This window comes from Kribbella sp. NPDC051620, from assembly GCF_044453825.1.
Lineage (GTDB): Bacteria > Actinomycetota > Actinomycetes > Propionibacteriales > Kribbellaceae > Kribbella.
Genome location: NZ_JBITDB010000004.1, coordinates 934,952 through 950,058, shown reverse-complemented (window position 1 = coordinate 950,058; position 15,107 = coordinate 934,952). Strand labels below are relative to the sequence as shown.

Here is a 15,107-nt window from a genome sequence, read left to right as displayed (position 1 = left end):
CCATGGAGTACCTGCTGTTCCCCGGCCGCCATCACGTCCTGACGCGCTACCAGGCGGAGTTCCTGCGCCGGTACGACGCGACGATCGTCTGGGCGGTGACCTCGGCCAACCACCACACCACCAAGCGCAACCCGGTCCCGTTCGACCGGCGCGAGGCCGCGATCGAGCGGCTCAGCGTGGCCGTCGGGATCCGGTCGCTGGTGATCGGCGTAGTCGACACCCCACCGACGGACGACTTCGCCGACGTGACGATCAAGGCAGTCGAAGCCGGTACCGACGACGAGGTCCAGCTGGATCCGTCGAACACGGTGGTCGCGTGCTCGACGGTGGAGGTCGCGAAACTGTACGAGCAGCTCGGGTACCAGGTGATCGGGGTGGAGCCGGAGGACGAGCCGCGGCCCTGGGACGTCCTGCTGATGGTTGCTGCCGGCAATGATGAGTGGCGGAAGCTGGCGCATCCGGCGACTGTCGATGTCTTCGATCGCTACCGCCTCGATGCGCAGATCCAGCGCTGCGTCAACGACCCTGTCATCGGGGATGACGGCGGGCTGACCACTACGCGCGACTACAAGACCTACGCGGACGCCTTCGAGACGGCGGCCGACCGGAAATGGCAGCAGATCAAGGACTTCGTCCGGCCTGGGCGCATCCTCGACATCGGCTGTGCGACCGGCGCGACGCTGCAGCTCATCGATGCGGATCCACGGTTCCACGAGTCGGATCTGATCGGGGTCGAGGTCGCGCGGCATCTGTACGCCGAGTGCGTGCACAAGAAGGAGCAAGGGTTGTTCCACAACCCGAACGTCTACTTCTACCAGCGCAACATGCTCGGCTCGGCGGTGTTCCCGGCGCGCTCGATCGACACCACGCTGACCTTGGCGCTGACGCACGAGATCTGGTCGTACGCCGATGGGTCGCGGCCGGCGACCGTCCAGCGCTTCGCCGATGCGCTCTACGCGCACACCGCGCCGGGTGGGGTGTGGGTCAACTCCGATGTGTGCGGACCTGGTGAGCCGGAGCGGAGCGTAGTACTGGCTCTGGACGACAGCGATGGGTCGAACCCAGCTGAGCCTGCTGAGCTGGAGGCGCTGCAGGATCCGGCGGCGTATGTCTCCGGATTGTCGACGCGGGCGCGGTTCTTCCAGTTCGCACGGGACTTCCGGCGGAATGCTTCGGTGCCGTTCGAGTACGTCGAGCGCGACGGGAAGCTGGTACTGCGGCTGGCGGACGCGATGGACTTCCTGACCCGCAAGGACTATGTGGACAACTGGTTGAGCGAGACGCATGAGCAGTTCTGCGGGCTGAACTTCGCCGGCTGGTCCGCGGTCGCCGAGCAGGCGGGGTTCACCGTCGACCCGGCGTCGAAGGCCTGGCGCAACGACTGGGTGATCGACAACCGGATCGCGCCGGTCGCCTCACTCAGCACGGTCACCGGCGAGGCCGTCGACTGGCCGGACACCCACCAACTACTGATCGCCCGGCGTTAGAAGCGGTTCCCCAACTTCTTCTTGAGGCGACGCTTGACCTTGTAGGCGAACTTGCGGGGGTTGCGGATGAGCGCGATCTTGCGGATCAGGGTGGCGGCGGCGAAGGCACGCGAGTTGCGGAAGCGGGTGCGCTCGGCGTTCGCTTTCTGTACCTGAAGCCGCAGCTCGCGGAGCCGGGTCTCACGGGTCTTGAGCGCCTTGTCGCGGAAGCCGAGGGTCCGCTCCAGTCCGAAGACGTGCCCTTGCAGCTCGAACAGCTCATGCTTGGCCCGCTCAGCATCGGCCAGCGCGGTCCGTACGTCGGGAGCCGCCGTCTCCACCCTGCCGAGCGCAGCCGACAACGCCGCGGCCAACTCCTTGCCCCGAGCAACGTCATCCGCCGAGCCGCCGGACATCGCCAGCCAGGTGGAGATCAGATCGTCCCCGACCATCCACGGCGGCCACGGGTGGCGTCTGTGCCCCCCGATCAACCGCTCGTGGAAGCGCGCCCAAGCAGCCGCAAGCAACTCAGCCCGGCCTGCCTCGGCAACCCATCCGGACACCCCGAAACCAAAGGAGTCTCCATCGACGACAACGTCATCCCATCGCAGAATCACCCGGCCGGACTGAGCCAGCGCCCACTCCCCAAGCCGCCCGGCCAGCTCCCGGAAGGCCGGCACATCCTCAGCCGCCGCCAGCCGGAACAGCACGGTCTCAACGCTGCTCCCCGCCGACACGGTGGGCGGAACGGCGGATGATTCGTACCGCACCTCCGACGCGGTCTCGTCGCCTGCTTCGGCGATGGCGGTGATCGACCAGCCGTTCTCAGCTCGATCGGCCGTCAGCCTGTCGGTGTAGATGGCGTGCTTCACAGCAGCGGTGACCGCCAACCAGCCCGCCGAAGTCGACGCGAGCAGACCCGCTCGAGCTGCTGTTTCGGCACCCTCGGCGATCGGAGCAAGGAGCGGTACTTCGGTGGACTCCAGGGACTCGATGGCCAGGCGGGTCGGGAGGGTGCCTGGGCGGGCGGCTGCGGCGACGTCTACTGCCACCAGGGTGCCGTTGAAGGACGCGTAGACGGACTGCACCGGCAGGCCGGCTCGGGCTAGTTCGGAGGCTAGTTGGACTGCGGAGACCGGGCGGGCCGGGTCGTCGTGGAGGGGCCGCCAGTCGTCGTCGCCGTGGCGGTTGGCGGGGAGGCGGCTGTCGAGGAGGTTGGTGAGGGAGAACTCGTTCTCCAAGCCCAGGACCAAGACAGTGGACGAGGTGCAGTGGGCGGCCAAGGCGTCCAGGCGTTCGGACCAGCTGAGGTCCGGGCTGTCGTAGCCGAGGACTCGGTCCAGGCCGTCTACGGCGACTACCGCTTCGTACGTAGTACCGGTGAGGCCGTCAAGGGCGCCTGCGATGACCTGTAGGTCTGGGAACTGTTCGGACAGGGAGGAAGCGTCCGAGACGGAGCGGACGAGCATGGTGGTCGACGAGGCCCGGGACAGGACGACGGAGACGAGGTCGGCCGTGTGGGGGCCGAGGATCAGGGTGCGTGCCCCAGCAGGCAGTACGTCGTTGAGCAGGGTCCGGAGTACCGGGCCCCCGACAGCCTCACGCTTGCCGTTGTAGTCGCTCCACGGCTGCATCTCACCGCGAACCACCTCGACGGCCAGCTGGTTGTCAGACACGCTCTCTCCAATCGAACAACATCCGCAGTTCGGCGGGCGGCATCATCCACGGCACGCCCAGTTCCAGCTCGGTGGTCGCCCGCGCGGCCGCCAGGTCGATCTCCTTGCCCAGCATCTCCGGCCAGAGCCGCGCGATCCGCGCCTCGCCGCCGAACAGCGGGTTCTCGCCCGCCATCTGCATCGGGTCGCCGTAGACGGCCGGCTCGCAGCCCGCCGCGATCCCGTAGAACACCGCGGTCGACAACCGGTTCGCCGCCACCCGCTTGTGCTTGCGCAACTCCGCGAGCTGCTTGTAGAGGAACCGCGGATCCGTACCCTCGTAGGAGAACCCCCGCCGCCCGAAGGACACCACCCGGAAGCCGGCATCCTCGTACGACCGACGGATCTCCGGCCGGTCGTACTCCGTGTAGTACAGGCTGAAGGTGACCGGCCCCGGCTCGGTCTCCCGGATCTCGTCGATCAGCCGCTTGTGATCGCCCTCGATCTTGCCGCCCTCCCAGCCGTGGAAGAGGAACCACAAGGTCCCCTCCCGTTCCTCCTCCGGTACGACCCCCAGCGACGGCTCGAGATCCAGCAGGTAAAGGAAAGGCGCGCCGATGCTGTGGTAGTTCCGCCGCCCCAGCGCATGCCCACGGCGCCGGACAGCGTCACTCCAGGTGAAACGCCAGGCGCCGTCGAAGAACTCGTGCACCGGGTTCCAGCCGTCGCCGATGTTCCAGCCGTGCTGCAGGTAGCCGCGCAGGCGAGGTGGGTACGCGTCGTCCAGCCCGGCGTACCGCGCCAGGATGTGCGCTTGCCCGTAGTAGTGATTGTGGTGATGCATCAGCGAACCTCGACGTGAAGAGTGCCTGCGTGCGGCCGCACACCCAGCAAGTGATCATTCTGCTCGATCACCAACGGCAATCGGCTGGCCAGGAACGGCTCACACTGCACAGCCTGCGCCGAACCGTCGGCGGCGACCGCGAAGAGCACCCAGTCCGCCAAGCTGGCCAACGGATCGACGGCATGCGCGACCGGATTCTCCGGGACCAGCGCGGGCAGTTTCACCGAAGCCGTCCACTGCCCGTCCGACAATGCGCTCCGGCAGGCCACGTCCAGGTGGTCATCGGAGTCATCGATGTACCGCCGCCAGCTGAAGCTGTGGGAGACATCCGTCCATGGCCCGCTGATCCGCAGTTCATTGCTCTCAGCAACGACCAGCGCCCGCTCGGCGACCAGCCGGGCCGGGCCTTCATGCAGGTTGACGTAGCCGCCGGTCGACCGGGTCAGCGAGACCAGCCGGCCTTGCTCGAGGTGGTTGACGGCTTGGTCCTCCGCCGTCCACAGCAGCAGCTTCTCGGTACCGTCGCTGCCGACCATCCGGAACGCCCAGGTGGTCCGCTGCGTGAACGGGTCGTCCGGGTTCGTCTCCGCGATGATCGGCGCATAAGGGATCCGGACGCTGAACCGCCGGTCGCTGGACAGTTCGACCGACATCACCTGGTCCTGCCCCGACAGCGGCCGGGTCAGCTGCAGTTGCGGGTTGTCGAGAGCGGCGGGCACGCGACCCCGTAGTACCAGGGCGTCTTCGAACTGCTCGACGGACGTCAACCGGCAAGGGTCGACCATCCGGCGCAGTACGAAGGCTCCATCCGCCCCAGGACCGGGCTGGACCCAGCTGTTCGCGCAGATCCAGTTGCCGGGCGGCCACCCCGGGCTGCCCGCCTTCTGCCCACGCAGCTTGCCTTCCCGCCGCGCCTTCCCCGCCCGCATCCGTACTGCGAAATGCCCCGGCGCCCCGGTCGCGGACAGCTTGGCCAGCAACGGCTTGTCGAGGTGAACCTCAAACCCAACGAGAGCGGTGTCCCCATGCGAGTCGGTCGCCTCGTACCGCCGTACCGCCAGCGGCGTCTCGGCCCCATCGACCACGAGTGCGATCCGCAACGCCGACGACGCGGCATCCGTCGCCAGGTGCCGGATCTCGGCCGTGCCCTTGATCGCCAGCCCGCCATCTCGCCAGGCGACCTCCTGGACCGTGGTCGCGAGCGTCAGCTCCCGCGCCGGCAGCTGGTAGAGCGACCGAGGGATCGCCGTGTTCGCCTCGTGGACACCCGGATAGTTGTGCTCGAACTGCCGCCGCCGACCCGGCTTGGGCAGCGCCCGGGCGCCGCCCCGCAGACCGCCTTCATTGCGGAAGTGCGCCAACCGCCGGAGCAGCTCGACGTCCCCGGCCCGCAGCGCAGCATGCTGCAGCCGGTCGTACCCGTGGGCACGCGCGAGCACGGAACGATCGAGCCGCTCCAAGAACCTGGACGCGAGCAGGACCAACTCCTGCTCCTCCGACTCCGGCACCGCGCCGAAGGCCATCATCAGCGTCAGCATGTCGATCTGGGTGAAGTGCGAGTGCACCCGCCGCCGGATCTCGCCCAGACCGGGGCCACCGGAGTCGATCAGGTCCAGGACGAGCTCGGCAGACGTCACCCGGTCGGCCAGGTTGCCGAACTGGAACTTCTGTTGCGTGATCGATTCCCCGGACTCCCGCTCGCGCCAGTAATAGACGGGAGCGGAGATGGTGTCGACGGTGACCGCGTCCAGGTGGGCCTGCAGAGTGACCGGGTAGTCCTCGTACCGGATCGCGGGGAACTCGTACCCGTGCTCGTCCCAGAAGGACCGCCGGTACACCTTGTTCCAGATCATCCGGTCGAGGATCAGGTCGGGCGTCTCGATCACATGGGTCGCGATCCGGTCCTTGGCGAACGGCAGCCTGTGGATCCACGACGGCCGGACGCCGGCGCTGTTGTTGAATCGTCGCGCGTTGCCGCCGGCCAGGCAGGAGCCGGTCTCGTCTAGCGTCCGGATCAGCCACTCGAACCCGTGCCGGCTGACCAGGTCATCGCTGTCGACGAAGGTCAGGTACTCGCCCTGAGCCTCCCGTACGCCGGTGTTGCGGGCCGGTCCGAGCCCCTGGTTGTGCTGCTCGACGATCCGGAACCGGGGGTCACGGCCGCAGAAGTCCTTCGCGATCGCCGCGCTGTCGTCCGGCGACCCGTCGTCGACCAGGATCGCCTCGAAGTCGGCGAACGTCTGCCGGGCGATCGACTCGAGGCAGTCCCCGATGTACTCCCCGACGTCGTAGAACGGCACAACCACGCTCAGCCGCGGCGTCACAACTGCTTCGGTCTCCTCGGCTCAGTTCAATCGATTCGTCATGCTAGCAGTAACCGGTCGGCTACTAAGTGCACTGTCAGCAGGGTGTGGACAGGCTCGAAACCGTAGCGCGCCCAAGCGCGCTGGACACCGGTGTTATGCCCCTGGGTCGAGATCACCAACCGTCGGGTGGTGCTCGCGTCCTCCACCGCGGCCAGCAGATGCCCGTACCGCCCCCGCCCCTGCTCAGCCGGTACTACGCCAGCAAGCTGGACCTCGGTCCACGATCTCTCCTGGTCGATGGTCGCCAGCGCGAGCACCCGCCGATCGGGCCCACGCAGCACGACCGCCCCCGCGTCGGCCACGCTGCGCCGGGCCCACTCCTGATACCCGGCGAGCGCCTCGGAGCGCTTGAACAGTGGATTGGCGCAGTAGTGGTTCCCGTAGTCACCGAAGATGTCGCCCACCAGGTCGTCCACGAGCGTGTCGTCGACCTCTGTCTCCAGGCTCGCGTTGAACCCGGCCAGTGGCGCCGGACGACGGCCCTTGCCGACCGGGAGCGACCAGTAGACGAGGCTGTCGGCCAGGAGCGCCGTACGCGACCCAGTGGCGAGCGCCGCGAACCAGGTCACCTCACGAGCCGGGTAGCGGAGTATGACGACATCAGCCGAGGACTTGTCGACAGCAGCCAGCACCTCGTCCAGCGGCGTACCGGCGGAGGCTGAGACCGAGATGCGGTCGACGGTGACGCCGAACCGCTTGGCCTCGTAGTCACCGGGCCGACTGGTCAGCTCGCCGGACTCCAGGGCGTCGTACCAACTCATGCGGCAACCAGGTTGTAGGAGATGACGCCGTCGATCACACGGGCCTGCTCGTCTGACGTGAGCTGGCTGTAGAGCGGCAGGCGGACGAGTCTGTCGCTCAGCCGCTCGGTGACTTCACAACCGCCGGGTCCGACCCGGCCGTAGCGTTCACCGGCCGGCGACGAGTGCAGTGGGAGGTAGTGGAAGGGTGCACTGATGTTGAGCTCCCGCAGGTGCGCGATGAGGCCTTGCTGGTCCTCGTGGGACGGCATGAGCAGGTAGTACATATGCGCTGGGTGCACGCACTCGGCCGGCACGGTCGGTACGCCGACACCGCGCGACGCGGCCCAGACGGCGAGCTCCTCGTCGTACCGCTGCCAGATCGCGTGCCGCGGCGCCTGGATCCGGTCGAACTGCTCCAGCTGCGCCGTCAGGAAGGCGGCGAGCGGGTCGGCCGGGAGGTAGCTGGAGCCGACGTCGACCCAGCGGTACTTGTCCACCTGTCCACGGAAGAACTGGCTCCGGTTGGTGCCCTTCTCCCGGATCACCTCGGCCCGCGCGAGCAGGTCGGCGTCGTTGAGCACCAGCGCACCGCCCTCGCCACAGTGCACGTTCTTGGTCCCGTGGAACGACTGCGTCGCCATCACCCCGAAGGAGCCGAGCGGCCGGCCCCGGTACGTCCCACCGAGCCCGTGCGCGTTGTCCTCGATCACCGCCAGCCCGTACTTCGCCGCGACCGCCAGTACCTCGTCCATGGCCGCCGCGACCCCGGCGTAGTGCACGACCACGATCGCCTTGGTGCGGTCGGTGACTGCGGCCTCGAGTTGGGTCTCGTCGAGGTTGAGCGTGTCCGGCCGGACGTCCACGAACACGGGCACCGCGCCGCGCAGTACGTAGGCGTTGGCCGTCGAGACGAAGGTGAACGACGGCATGATCACCTCGTCGCCCGGCTGGAGGTCGAGCAGCAGGGCGGTCATCTCCAGCGCATGCGTGCACGAAGTGGTCAGCAACGATGCCAGGCCGCCGGTGAGCTTGGTGATCAGCTCGGTCGCCCGGGCGGTGAAAGGACCGTCTCCGGTGACCGCGGCCGAGGTGAACGACCGGCTCACGTACGCGAGCTCGTCACCCGCCAGGTACGCCTTGACGAACGGGATCGGCGACAGCTCCGGCATAGAGCAGAAGCTTAGTCGGTCTCTTGGGCTTCGATCGCTTCCGCATAGCTGTGGTGACCGGGGTCCTCGAGGCTGTCGTAGCCGACCAGGAACTGCGGCCGGCGCTGGCTCGATTGAAACAAGCGAGCGACGTACTCACCGAGCAACCCGAGGCACAGCAACTGGATCGCGCCGATCACTCCCACCGCGAGCACTGTCGACGTCCAGCCCGGGATGCTGTTGCCGGACAGCTTGATGATGAGCGCACCGATCACCATCGCGAACGACAGCAACCCACCGAGCAGCCCCAGCCAGGTGGCCAGCCGCAGCGGCGCGGCCGAGAACGCGGTCACACTGTCGAACGCCAGCCGGAACATCTTCGTCCAGTTGTACTTCGTGACGCCCGCCGCCCGTACTGCGCGGACGTACGGGACCTCTGCACTCGGGAAGCCCAGCCACGGGATCACCAGCCGGAACACCCGGCCGTCCTCGGGCAACCCGTTCACTGCGTCCACCACTCGCCGCGAGACGAGCCGGAAGTCACCGGCGTCGAACGGGATCTCCTTGCCGACCAGACGGCACATGAGGCGGTAGTACATCCGGGCAGTCGTCCGCTTCGGCCAGGAGTCGCTCGAGCGGTCGGAGCGCACGCCATACACGACATCCACGTCCTTGTCCCGCGCAGTGGCGAGCAACTCGGCGATGACCTCGGGCGGGTCCTGCAGGTCGGCATCGATGGTGACGAGGTACTCCCCGCGCGCCCTGCGGAAGCCTGCCGACAGCGCTGCCTGGTGACCGGAGTTGCGCAGCAGCCGGACCAGCCGGAGCTGCGGCCAGCTAGCCGTGGCACCGGTGACCAGGGCGGCCGTCTTGTCCCGGCTGCCGTCGTCGACGACCAGCACCTCGTATGAGATCCCCAGACCGTCGAGCAGCGGGTGCATCCGCTCGAAGAAGATCGGCAGCACTTCTTCCTCGTCGTACATCGGTACGACGACGGACAGAACGGGCTGACTGGTTGGCATGCTGACCTCCTGCAGGGAGGCTACTAGGCTGCGGTGGTGTCAATCGTGACGGGCGATGCCCCCGGCAGCCTCGCCGATCGTCGGCGCGAGGCAGCCCAGCGACGCGAGACCGCCCGTCAGCTGGAACGAGCCCGTGAGATCGAGGAAGCCCGGCTCCGGGAAGCGGCCCGGCTGCGGGCAACCTCGCGGATGCGGCGGGCGTCGTCGCGGAAGCTGCGGGCGGTCATCCGGCCTCCTCAGCCGGCGGCACGGCAGGCGCCGGAGACGCTGACAGCGCGCCTGGTGAAGGCCGGCGCCGGGGTCTCGCTGGCCGCGCTGGCGATCTGGCTGATGGCCGGGCATGCGTCCGGGGACAGCATCGTGGCGCTGCTGCGGTTCTGGGTCTTCGGGCTCACGCTGCCGGGCTTCATCCTGTGGCGGCTGGCCAGCCCGTTCCGGCACAACCTGATCGAGGACGTCGCGGCTGGGTCGCTGGTCGGCGTGGCCATCCTCCTGCTCGTCTACATGGGCATTGCGCCGCTAGGACTCCAGCAGTGGGCCTGGTTGTGGGCTGCGCCCGTACTGATGGCAGGGGTGTCGGTGCCGAGGTGGCGGCGACGCGTGCTGAGCAAGGTCGAGCGTCCGATCCATCCGGTGACCGCCTGGCTCATCGTCGCCGCCTGCGCGCTACCGCTGTACGGCACTGGGCGGTACCGGAACCTCCTGCCGGCGCCGTACACGGATGCCCGCTCCAACTCGCCTGACATGGCGTTCCACCAGGCACTGTCGGCCAGTGCGAAGTACGACTTCCCACTGCAGGCGCCGTACGTCAACGGCGAGCAGATGGACTACCACTACTTCTGGCACCAGTTCACTGCCGCCACCTCCTGGGCTACCGGCATCGATCTCACCGACCTCGTCTACACGATCGGCTGGGTCCCGCTGCTGATCGCCGGGACCGCGCTGATCTTCGCTCTCACCGACCGGCTCGCTCCGAGTTCGCGCTGGGCCGGTCCGCTGGCCATCGCGGTCGCCTCCAGCGGCGGCACGGTCAGCGCATATCCACAGGGCTCACTGCTGTCCGAAGGCCTGATGAACTACGTCTGGGGCAGCCCGACGCAGAACCTCGGCGGCGCGCTGATCACCCTGCTGGCACTCATCGGCGTCGATCTGCTGCGCGGCCGGAGTTCGCCCGGTACCTGGGTGATGTTCGTCGTGATCGCGGCTGCCGGGTCGGGCTCCAAGGCGACCGTGCTGCCGCTGATCATCTGCGGGCTCGCCCTGGTCGTCTTCGTCCGGCTTTGCTACGGCCGGCTGGCTCGGTCCGCGGTGCTCATCGCGGTGGTCCTCGGCGGCATCTTCGCGGCCTCGATCGTGGTGGTCTTCGGCATGCACTCGTCGGGGCTCGCGGTGAAGCCCTGGGTGACGTTCGCGAAGATCGGCATCTACCCGCTCATCGCCGATCCGCTGCCGTCGGGCCAGTTCGACCACAGTGCGATGTGGATCAGCGGGATCACCGCCTGCCTCGGCCTGGTCCTCGGCACCGCCGGCCTGATCATCCTCACCGGTACGGCGGCGCGCTGGTTCCGCGATCCGGGCATGATCTTCCTGGTCGGCATCTCGATCGCCGGTTTCTGCGCGATGATCCTGACCGACCAGCCGGGCACCAGCCAGCTGTACTTCCACCGCACGGCGGTACCGGTCATCGCTGCTCTGGCCGCAGCCGGCGTCTGGATGCTGGTGTTCTGGTTCGCCGACAAGTGGTCCGATCTCGTCGTCCTCGCGTCCGTCCTCGGCGGCATCGGGGCGACCGCCGCGGCGCGGGCGATCGTGAAGGCGGATGCCAAGCCGTTCCGGCAGGCCGACGGATCACTGCACGGGCTGATCAGCCCGTGGCTGTGGACGATCGGCTTGCTGCTCCTGGTCGCGGGAGTCGTGACGGTGGTGTGGAAACGCGGCGGGCATCGGCGCGGGCGGCCGACCCGGGTCGCGCTCGCCTCCTTCGTGCTCGCCGGGATGGGCGCCGGCCTGTTCCTCCCGATGCAGGCGATGGCGGAGTACAAGCCGGTCGTACTGGCGCCGCAGACCGACAAGCAATTGCTCGGGCCTTCGAGGAGCCAAGCGGCCGCCGCTGTCTGGTTGCGCGACCACGCGGCGCCTGGTGAGCTGATCGCGACCAACGCGCACTGCGCGAGCAAGAACACGCTGGGCTGCGACGCCCGGCACTTCTGGATCTCGGCGCTGTCCGAGCGGCACGTGCTGATCGAGGGCTGGGGCTACACGAACACGCTCAACGACCTCGTCGCCGGGACCGGGATGGGCCCGAACTCGCTGCCCTTCTGGGACCAGCCGAAGCTGCAGGAGAACGACATCGTCTTCGTCGCCCCGACCCGGGACAACCTGCGGGTGCTGCGGGAGAAGTACGGCGTTCGCTGGCTGTACGCCGACCCGACTCAGACGATCGTCTCAAGCACTCTGAACAGCCTTGCCACCTTGCGCTTCAAGGCCCCGGACGCACTCGTCTACGAACTCCCCTGAGTGATGGCGCGCCTACGCAAAGGAGCCGTTCCGGCATTAGGGTGACCGCATGCACTCCAGGGCTCGGCGGCGCGGGCCGAAGGACACCGGCTCCGGCACGCTCGCCGGACGGATGGCGGTCCTGCCGGTCCTGTTGCTGGCCCTGGTCCTGCTGATCTCGCGAGCCACGGTTCTCGACGTCGCGAAGTACGGGCTGTTCCTGGTGGTCGGCGTGACCTTGCCCGGGCTGGTGATCTGGCGGTTGATCGGCGCCTATCGCGGCAGCCTGGTCGAGGACTTCGCTGGTGGATTCGCGATCGGTACGGCCGTGCAGTTGATCGTGTACCTGGCCAGTGCATCGGTCGGGCTGCAGCGCTGGTCGTGGGGCTGGGCGCCGATCGTTCTCGTCCTCGGCGTGCTGGATCGCGACGTGCGCAACCGGGTCTGGCGCCGGGTCGCTCTGCCTCTGGCGCCTTGGACAGCTTGGTTGCTGTCGCTGTCGACCTCGCTCGTCCTGTTCGCGATCTACCGCAGCGGGCCGGGGCGCTACGCACCGGCATACACGGATCCGCTGGTCAGTGATCCCGGGATGGCGTTCCACCAGGCGCTCGCCGCCAGCGCGAAGGCCGACGTACCGGTGGTGCCGTTGTGGATCGGTGGCGAGCCGATGAAGTTCCACACCTTCTTCCACCAGGTCACCGCGGCGACGTCGTGGGCGACGGGGGTGGAGCTCACTCAGCTGATCTATGCGCTGAGTTGGCTGCCCTTTGCGTTGGCGGGGTGTGCGCTGGTGTTCGTGGTGATGCAGCGGTTTGTGCAAGCGGGAGAAAGCGCCGCCGCGGTATGGGCTGGGCCGCTGGCCGTTCTGGTGGCGGGTCTCGGCGGCGCGCTGGAGCCGCTGCACGACCTGTCTGTGGGTGGAGTCTCGATGGTGGCGGGGGCGTATCTGAGTCCGACGCAGAGCCTGGGGCTGATGTTCGCGCTCGTGCTTGCCGTCATCGCGATCGACCTGCTGCGCAAAGAGCCACCGGCGAGTCGGTGGATCTTGTTGCTGCTGGTGGCGCTGGCCGCGGCCGGGGCCAAGGCGAGTGTGCTGCCGATGGCAGTGTGTGGGTTTCTGCTGGTCTTTCTGTTCCGGCGGTCTACGCGGAACGCTTTCTTCGGGGTGCTGATCGCGCTCGGGATGTTCGTCGGGTCGGCGATCGTCGTCTTCGGTGGCGAGTCGTCGGGGCTGCAGGTGAAGTTCGGGGTTCTGTTCTCGGCGTTGCCGCCCTATGCGGCGATCAAGGCGACCGCGGGCGACCGGGCCGAGTTCATCAGCGCGGTGGTGATCCTGGTGGCGTGGGGGCTGGCCGTCGTCGGGGTGCTGTTCCTGCGGCGGTTCTGGCGGGATCCGGGTGGGATCTACGTCGCCGGCTTTGCGATCGGCGGGTTCGTGGCGGCGCTGGTGACGAATCAGCCGTTGTCGTTCTACCGGATGGCGTTTCCGTTCCTCGCGGTGTTGTCCTGCGTCGGGCTGGCGAGGCTGGTCGAGCGGTTGGACGATCGGCGGAGCGTGGTACTGGTTGCTGGTGCTGCTGGGCTCGGGCTGGCGGCTTGTGGGTTTGGTCGGTGGGGTGCGGCCGATCTGCGCGGGGTCAAGGAGCCTTTGATCTGGACGGTGGCGGCGGTGCTGGCTGCTGCGCTGGTGGTCGCGATCGGGTGGAAGGCCGGCCGGCGGGGTGGCGGGATGCCGACGGCGTTCTTCGCTGCTCTGGTGGCTGCGTGCATGGTCGGGGCCTTGGCGCTGCCGGCGGTGGGGCTGGTGTCCGCTTCGGCAAGCGACGTTGCCTATGGGCGGCCGGGGAGGAATGGGCCGACCGAGGCTGAGGCAGATGCTGCTCGCTGGTTGAAGGAGAACTCGGCCGCCGAGGACCTGATCGCCACCAACGCGCACTGCATCGCTCTGCGCGGCGAGACGTGCGACAGCCGGCACTTCTGGATCGCTGCGCTGTCCGAGCGTCAGGTGCTGATCGAGGGCTGGGTACGGACCAACAGGTCGAGCCGGATCTCGGCCACCTCCGGCGTGGACCCCAGCAAGGTGCCCTACTGGAACAAGGAGCAGTTGGCTGCCAACGACGCGACCTTCACGTCGCCGTCGCCGGCCATCATCGAGCGGCTGCGGAAGCTGGGTGTGCGCTGGCTGTACGCCGACCACCGGGCCGGGCAGATCTCGCCGCAGCTGAAGCAGTACGTGCGACTGCGGCACGCGACGCTGGACGCGACGATCTACGAGATCAGGTAGTCGGGCTACGAGATCAGGTAGTCGCGCTGATCAGCTCCACGAGCGCATCCGCAACGCGTGCTCTGCCCTGTCCGTCCACGAGCTTCCAGCCGGCCTGGGCGAGCTGTGCCCGCTCCTGTGGGTCGGTGAGCAGCTTGCGTAGTACCGCGGCAGCTTTTGCCGGATCCGCCTTGAGCTCGGCCAGTGTGCCGACCCCTGCGGCCGCACCCGTGGCTACTGCTCGCTCGTAGCCCATCTCCTGGTTGTCCACGACGCAGACGAGACCGGCGGTGGCTCCGAGGCACAGGAGCTCCCAGGTCGACGTACCGGAGGCGCTGACGACCAGGTCCGACTCCACGACCGCCTTGGCCAGCTCTGACGTCGGCCCGATCACCTGCACGTGCTGTCCCGGCTGAAGCTGCACAGCGCCGATCGCCCCGGCCAGGTCATCCCCCGGCGCAACCACTGTCGCCTCGAACGGCACACCAGTCGCCGCCAGCGCCCGTACGACGTACGGCCCGGCCCCGTAGGCGTCGGTGCCCCCGAAGAACGCGAACACCCGAGGCACGCCCGCTGCCCGTAGTACCGGCGGCTCCGCAGGCCTCAGCCCAAGCACCTCATCCCGCAGCAACACATACTCAAGCCCCGCCAACCTCACTGCCCCCGCAGGCAGCACCGGCCGATCGGACTCCGCCCCGAGGTTCTGATCAACCAGCACATCAGCATCGGCCCCCCGCAACTCCCCATCCACGATCGCCAGCGTCGGCACCGTCCCCCGCACTGCGCTGAACACCTCCCGCGGCAGGTCGTAGGAGTCGAACACCACCCCATCCAGCCCCAGCCGCCCCGCCAACGCCACATGCTCCTCGGCCGTCCACACGGCACCCTCTACCGCGATCCCCCGCGCCCGAATCTGCCCATCCACCCAAGGCACACTCCGACTGTCGCAAACAAACACCACCTCAACCCCCCGCCCCCGCAACTCCTCAGCCAGCGCCAGGCACCGCATCACATGCCCAACCCCCCGCCGAACCCCCACATCACACCTGACCCCAACCCGCATCACCCGATCCACGCCCAGACGGTATCCGGTCCGAGGTAGGA

Annotated in this window: 10 protein-coding genes; 3 read left to right on the top strand and 7 right to left on the bottom strand. The window is 68.1% G+C overall.

Translation table 11 applies throughout. The features are described from left to right. Window positions 1-2: 2 nt before the first annotated feature. Window positions 3-1,487: a class I SAM-dependent methyltransferase gene (locus ACIA12_RS23600; RefSeq protein WP_396369188.1), complete on the top strand. Its 1,485-nt coding sequence runs from the start codon at window positions 3-5 to the stop codon at window positions 1,485-1,487. Here ACIA12_RS23600 and ACIA12_RS23595 read toward each other — a convergent pair. From ACIA12_RS23595 to ACIA12_RS23570, 6 genes are read right to left on the bottom strand one after another with little or no spacing between them, the layout of a single operon-like run. Further along, window positions 1,484-3,142: a hypothetical protein gene (locus tag ACIA12_RS23595; RefSeq protein ID WP_396369187.1), complete on the bottom strand. Its 1,659-nt coding sequence runs from the start codon at window positions 3,140-3,142 to the stop codon at window positions 1,484-1,486. The two genes, ACIA12_RS23600 and ACIA12_RS23595, sit on opposite strands and share 4 nt — an antisense overlap. Continuing rightward, complete coding sequence (locus ACIA12_RS23590) at window positions 3,135-3,965, bottom strand: hypothetical protein (RefSeq protein ID WP_396369186.1); 831 nt, start codon at window positions 3,963-3,965, stop codon at window positions 3,135-3,137. The genes ACIA12_RS23595 and ACIA12_RS23590 overlap by 8 nt, the downstream gene beginning before the upstream one ends. Next, the gene (locus ACIA12_RS23585) at window positions 3,965-6,289 is read right to left on the bottom strand and encodes a glycosyltransferase (RefSeq protein ID WP_396369185.1); all 2,325 of its coding nucleotides are present in this window, start codon (window positions 6,287-6,289) and stop codon (window positions 3,965-3,967) included. The genes ACIA12_RS23590 and ACIA12_RS23585 overlap by 1 nt, the downstream gene beginning before the upstream one ends. Window positions 6,290-6,327: 38 nt before the next feature. After that, on the bottom strand, window positions 6,328-7,092 hold the full coding sequence (locus ACIA12_RS23580; protein WP_396369184.1) for an N-acetyltransferase: 765 nt from the start codon (window positions 7,090-7,092) through the stop codon (window positions 6,328-6,330). Further along, on the bottom strand, window positions 7,089-8,243 hold the full coding sequence (rffA, locus tag ACIA12_RS23575) for a dTDP-4-amino-4,6-dideoxygalactose transaminase (protein ID WP_396369183.1): 1,155 nt from the start codon (window positions 8,241-8,243) through the stop codon (window positions 7,089-7,091). The genes ACIA12_RS23580 and rffA overlap by 4 nt, the downstream gene beginning before the upstream one ends. Before the next feature lie 11 nt (window positions 8,244-8,254). Beyond that, a complete protein-coding gene (locus ACIA12_RS23570; RefSeq protein WP_396369182.1) occupies window positions 8,255-9,244 on the bottom strand; it encodes a glycosyltransferase family 2 protein in 990 nt (329 codons plus the stop codon). Between the two features lie 36 nt (window positions 9,245-9,280). Between ACIA12_RS23570 and ACIA12_RS23565 the strand changes: the two genes are divergently transcribed. Both ACIA12_RS23565 and ACIA12_RS23560 read left to right on the top strand, forming a co-directional pair. Next, window positions 9,281-11,761, top strand: a complete 2,481-nt coding sequence (locus tag ACIA12_RS23565) for a hypothetical protein (RefSeq protein WP_396369181.1) — start codon at window positions 9,281-9,283, stop codon at window positions 11,759-11,761. 49 nt (window positions 11,762-11,810) lie between these two features. After that, on the top strand, window positions 11,811-14,024 hold the full coding sequence (locus ACIA12_RS23560) for a hypothetical protein (protein ID WP_396369180.1): 2,214 nt from the start codon (window positions 11,811-11,813) through the stop codon (window positions 14,022-14,024). Window positions 14,025-14,037: 13 nt separating this feature from the next. Here ACIA12_RS23560 and ACIA12_RS23555 read toward each other — a convergent pair whose 3' ends face one another. Continuing rightward, window positions 14,038-14,928: a spore coat protein gene (locus ACIA12_RS23555; protein WP_396369179.1), complete on the bottom strand. Its 891-nt coding sequence runs from the start codon at window positions 14,926-14,928 to the stop codon at window positions 14,038-14,040. Between the last annotated feature and the right edge of the window lie 179 nt (window positions 14,929-15,107).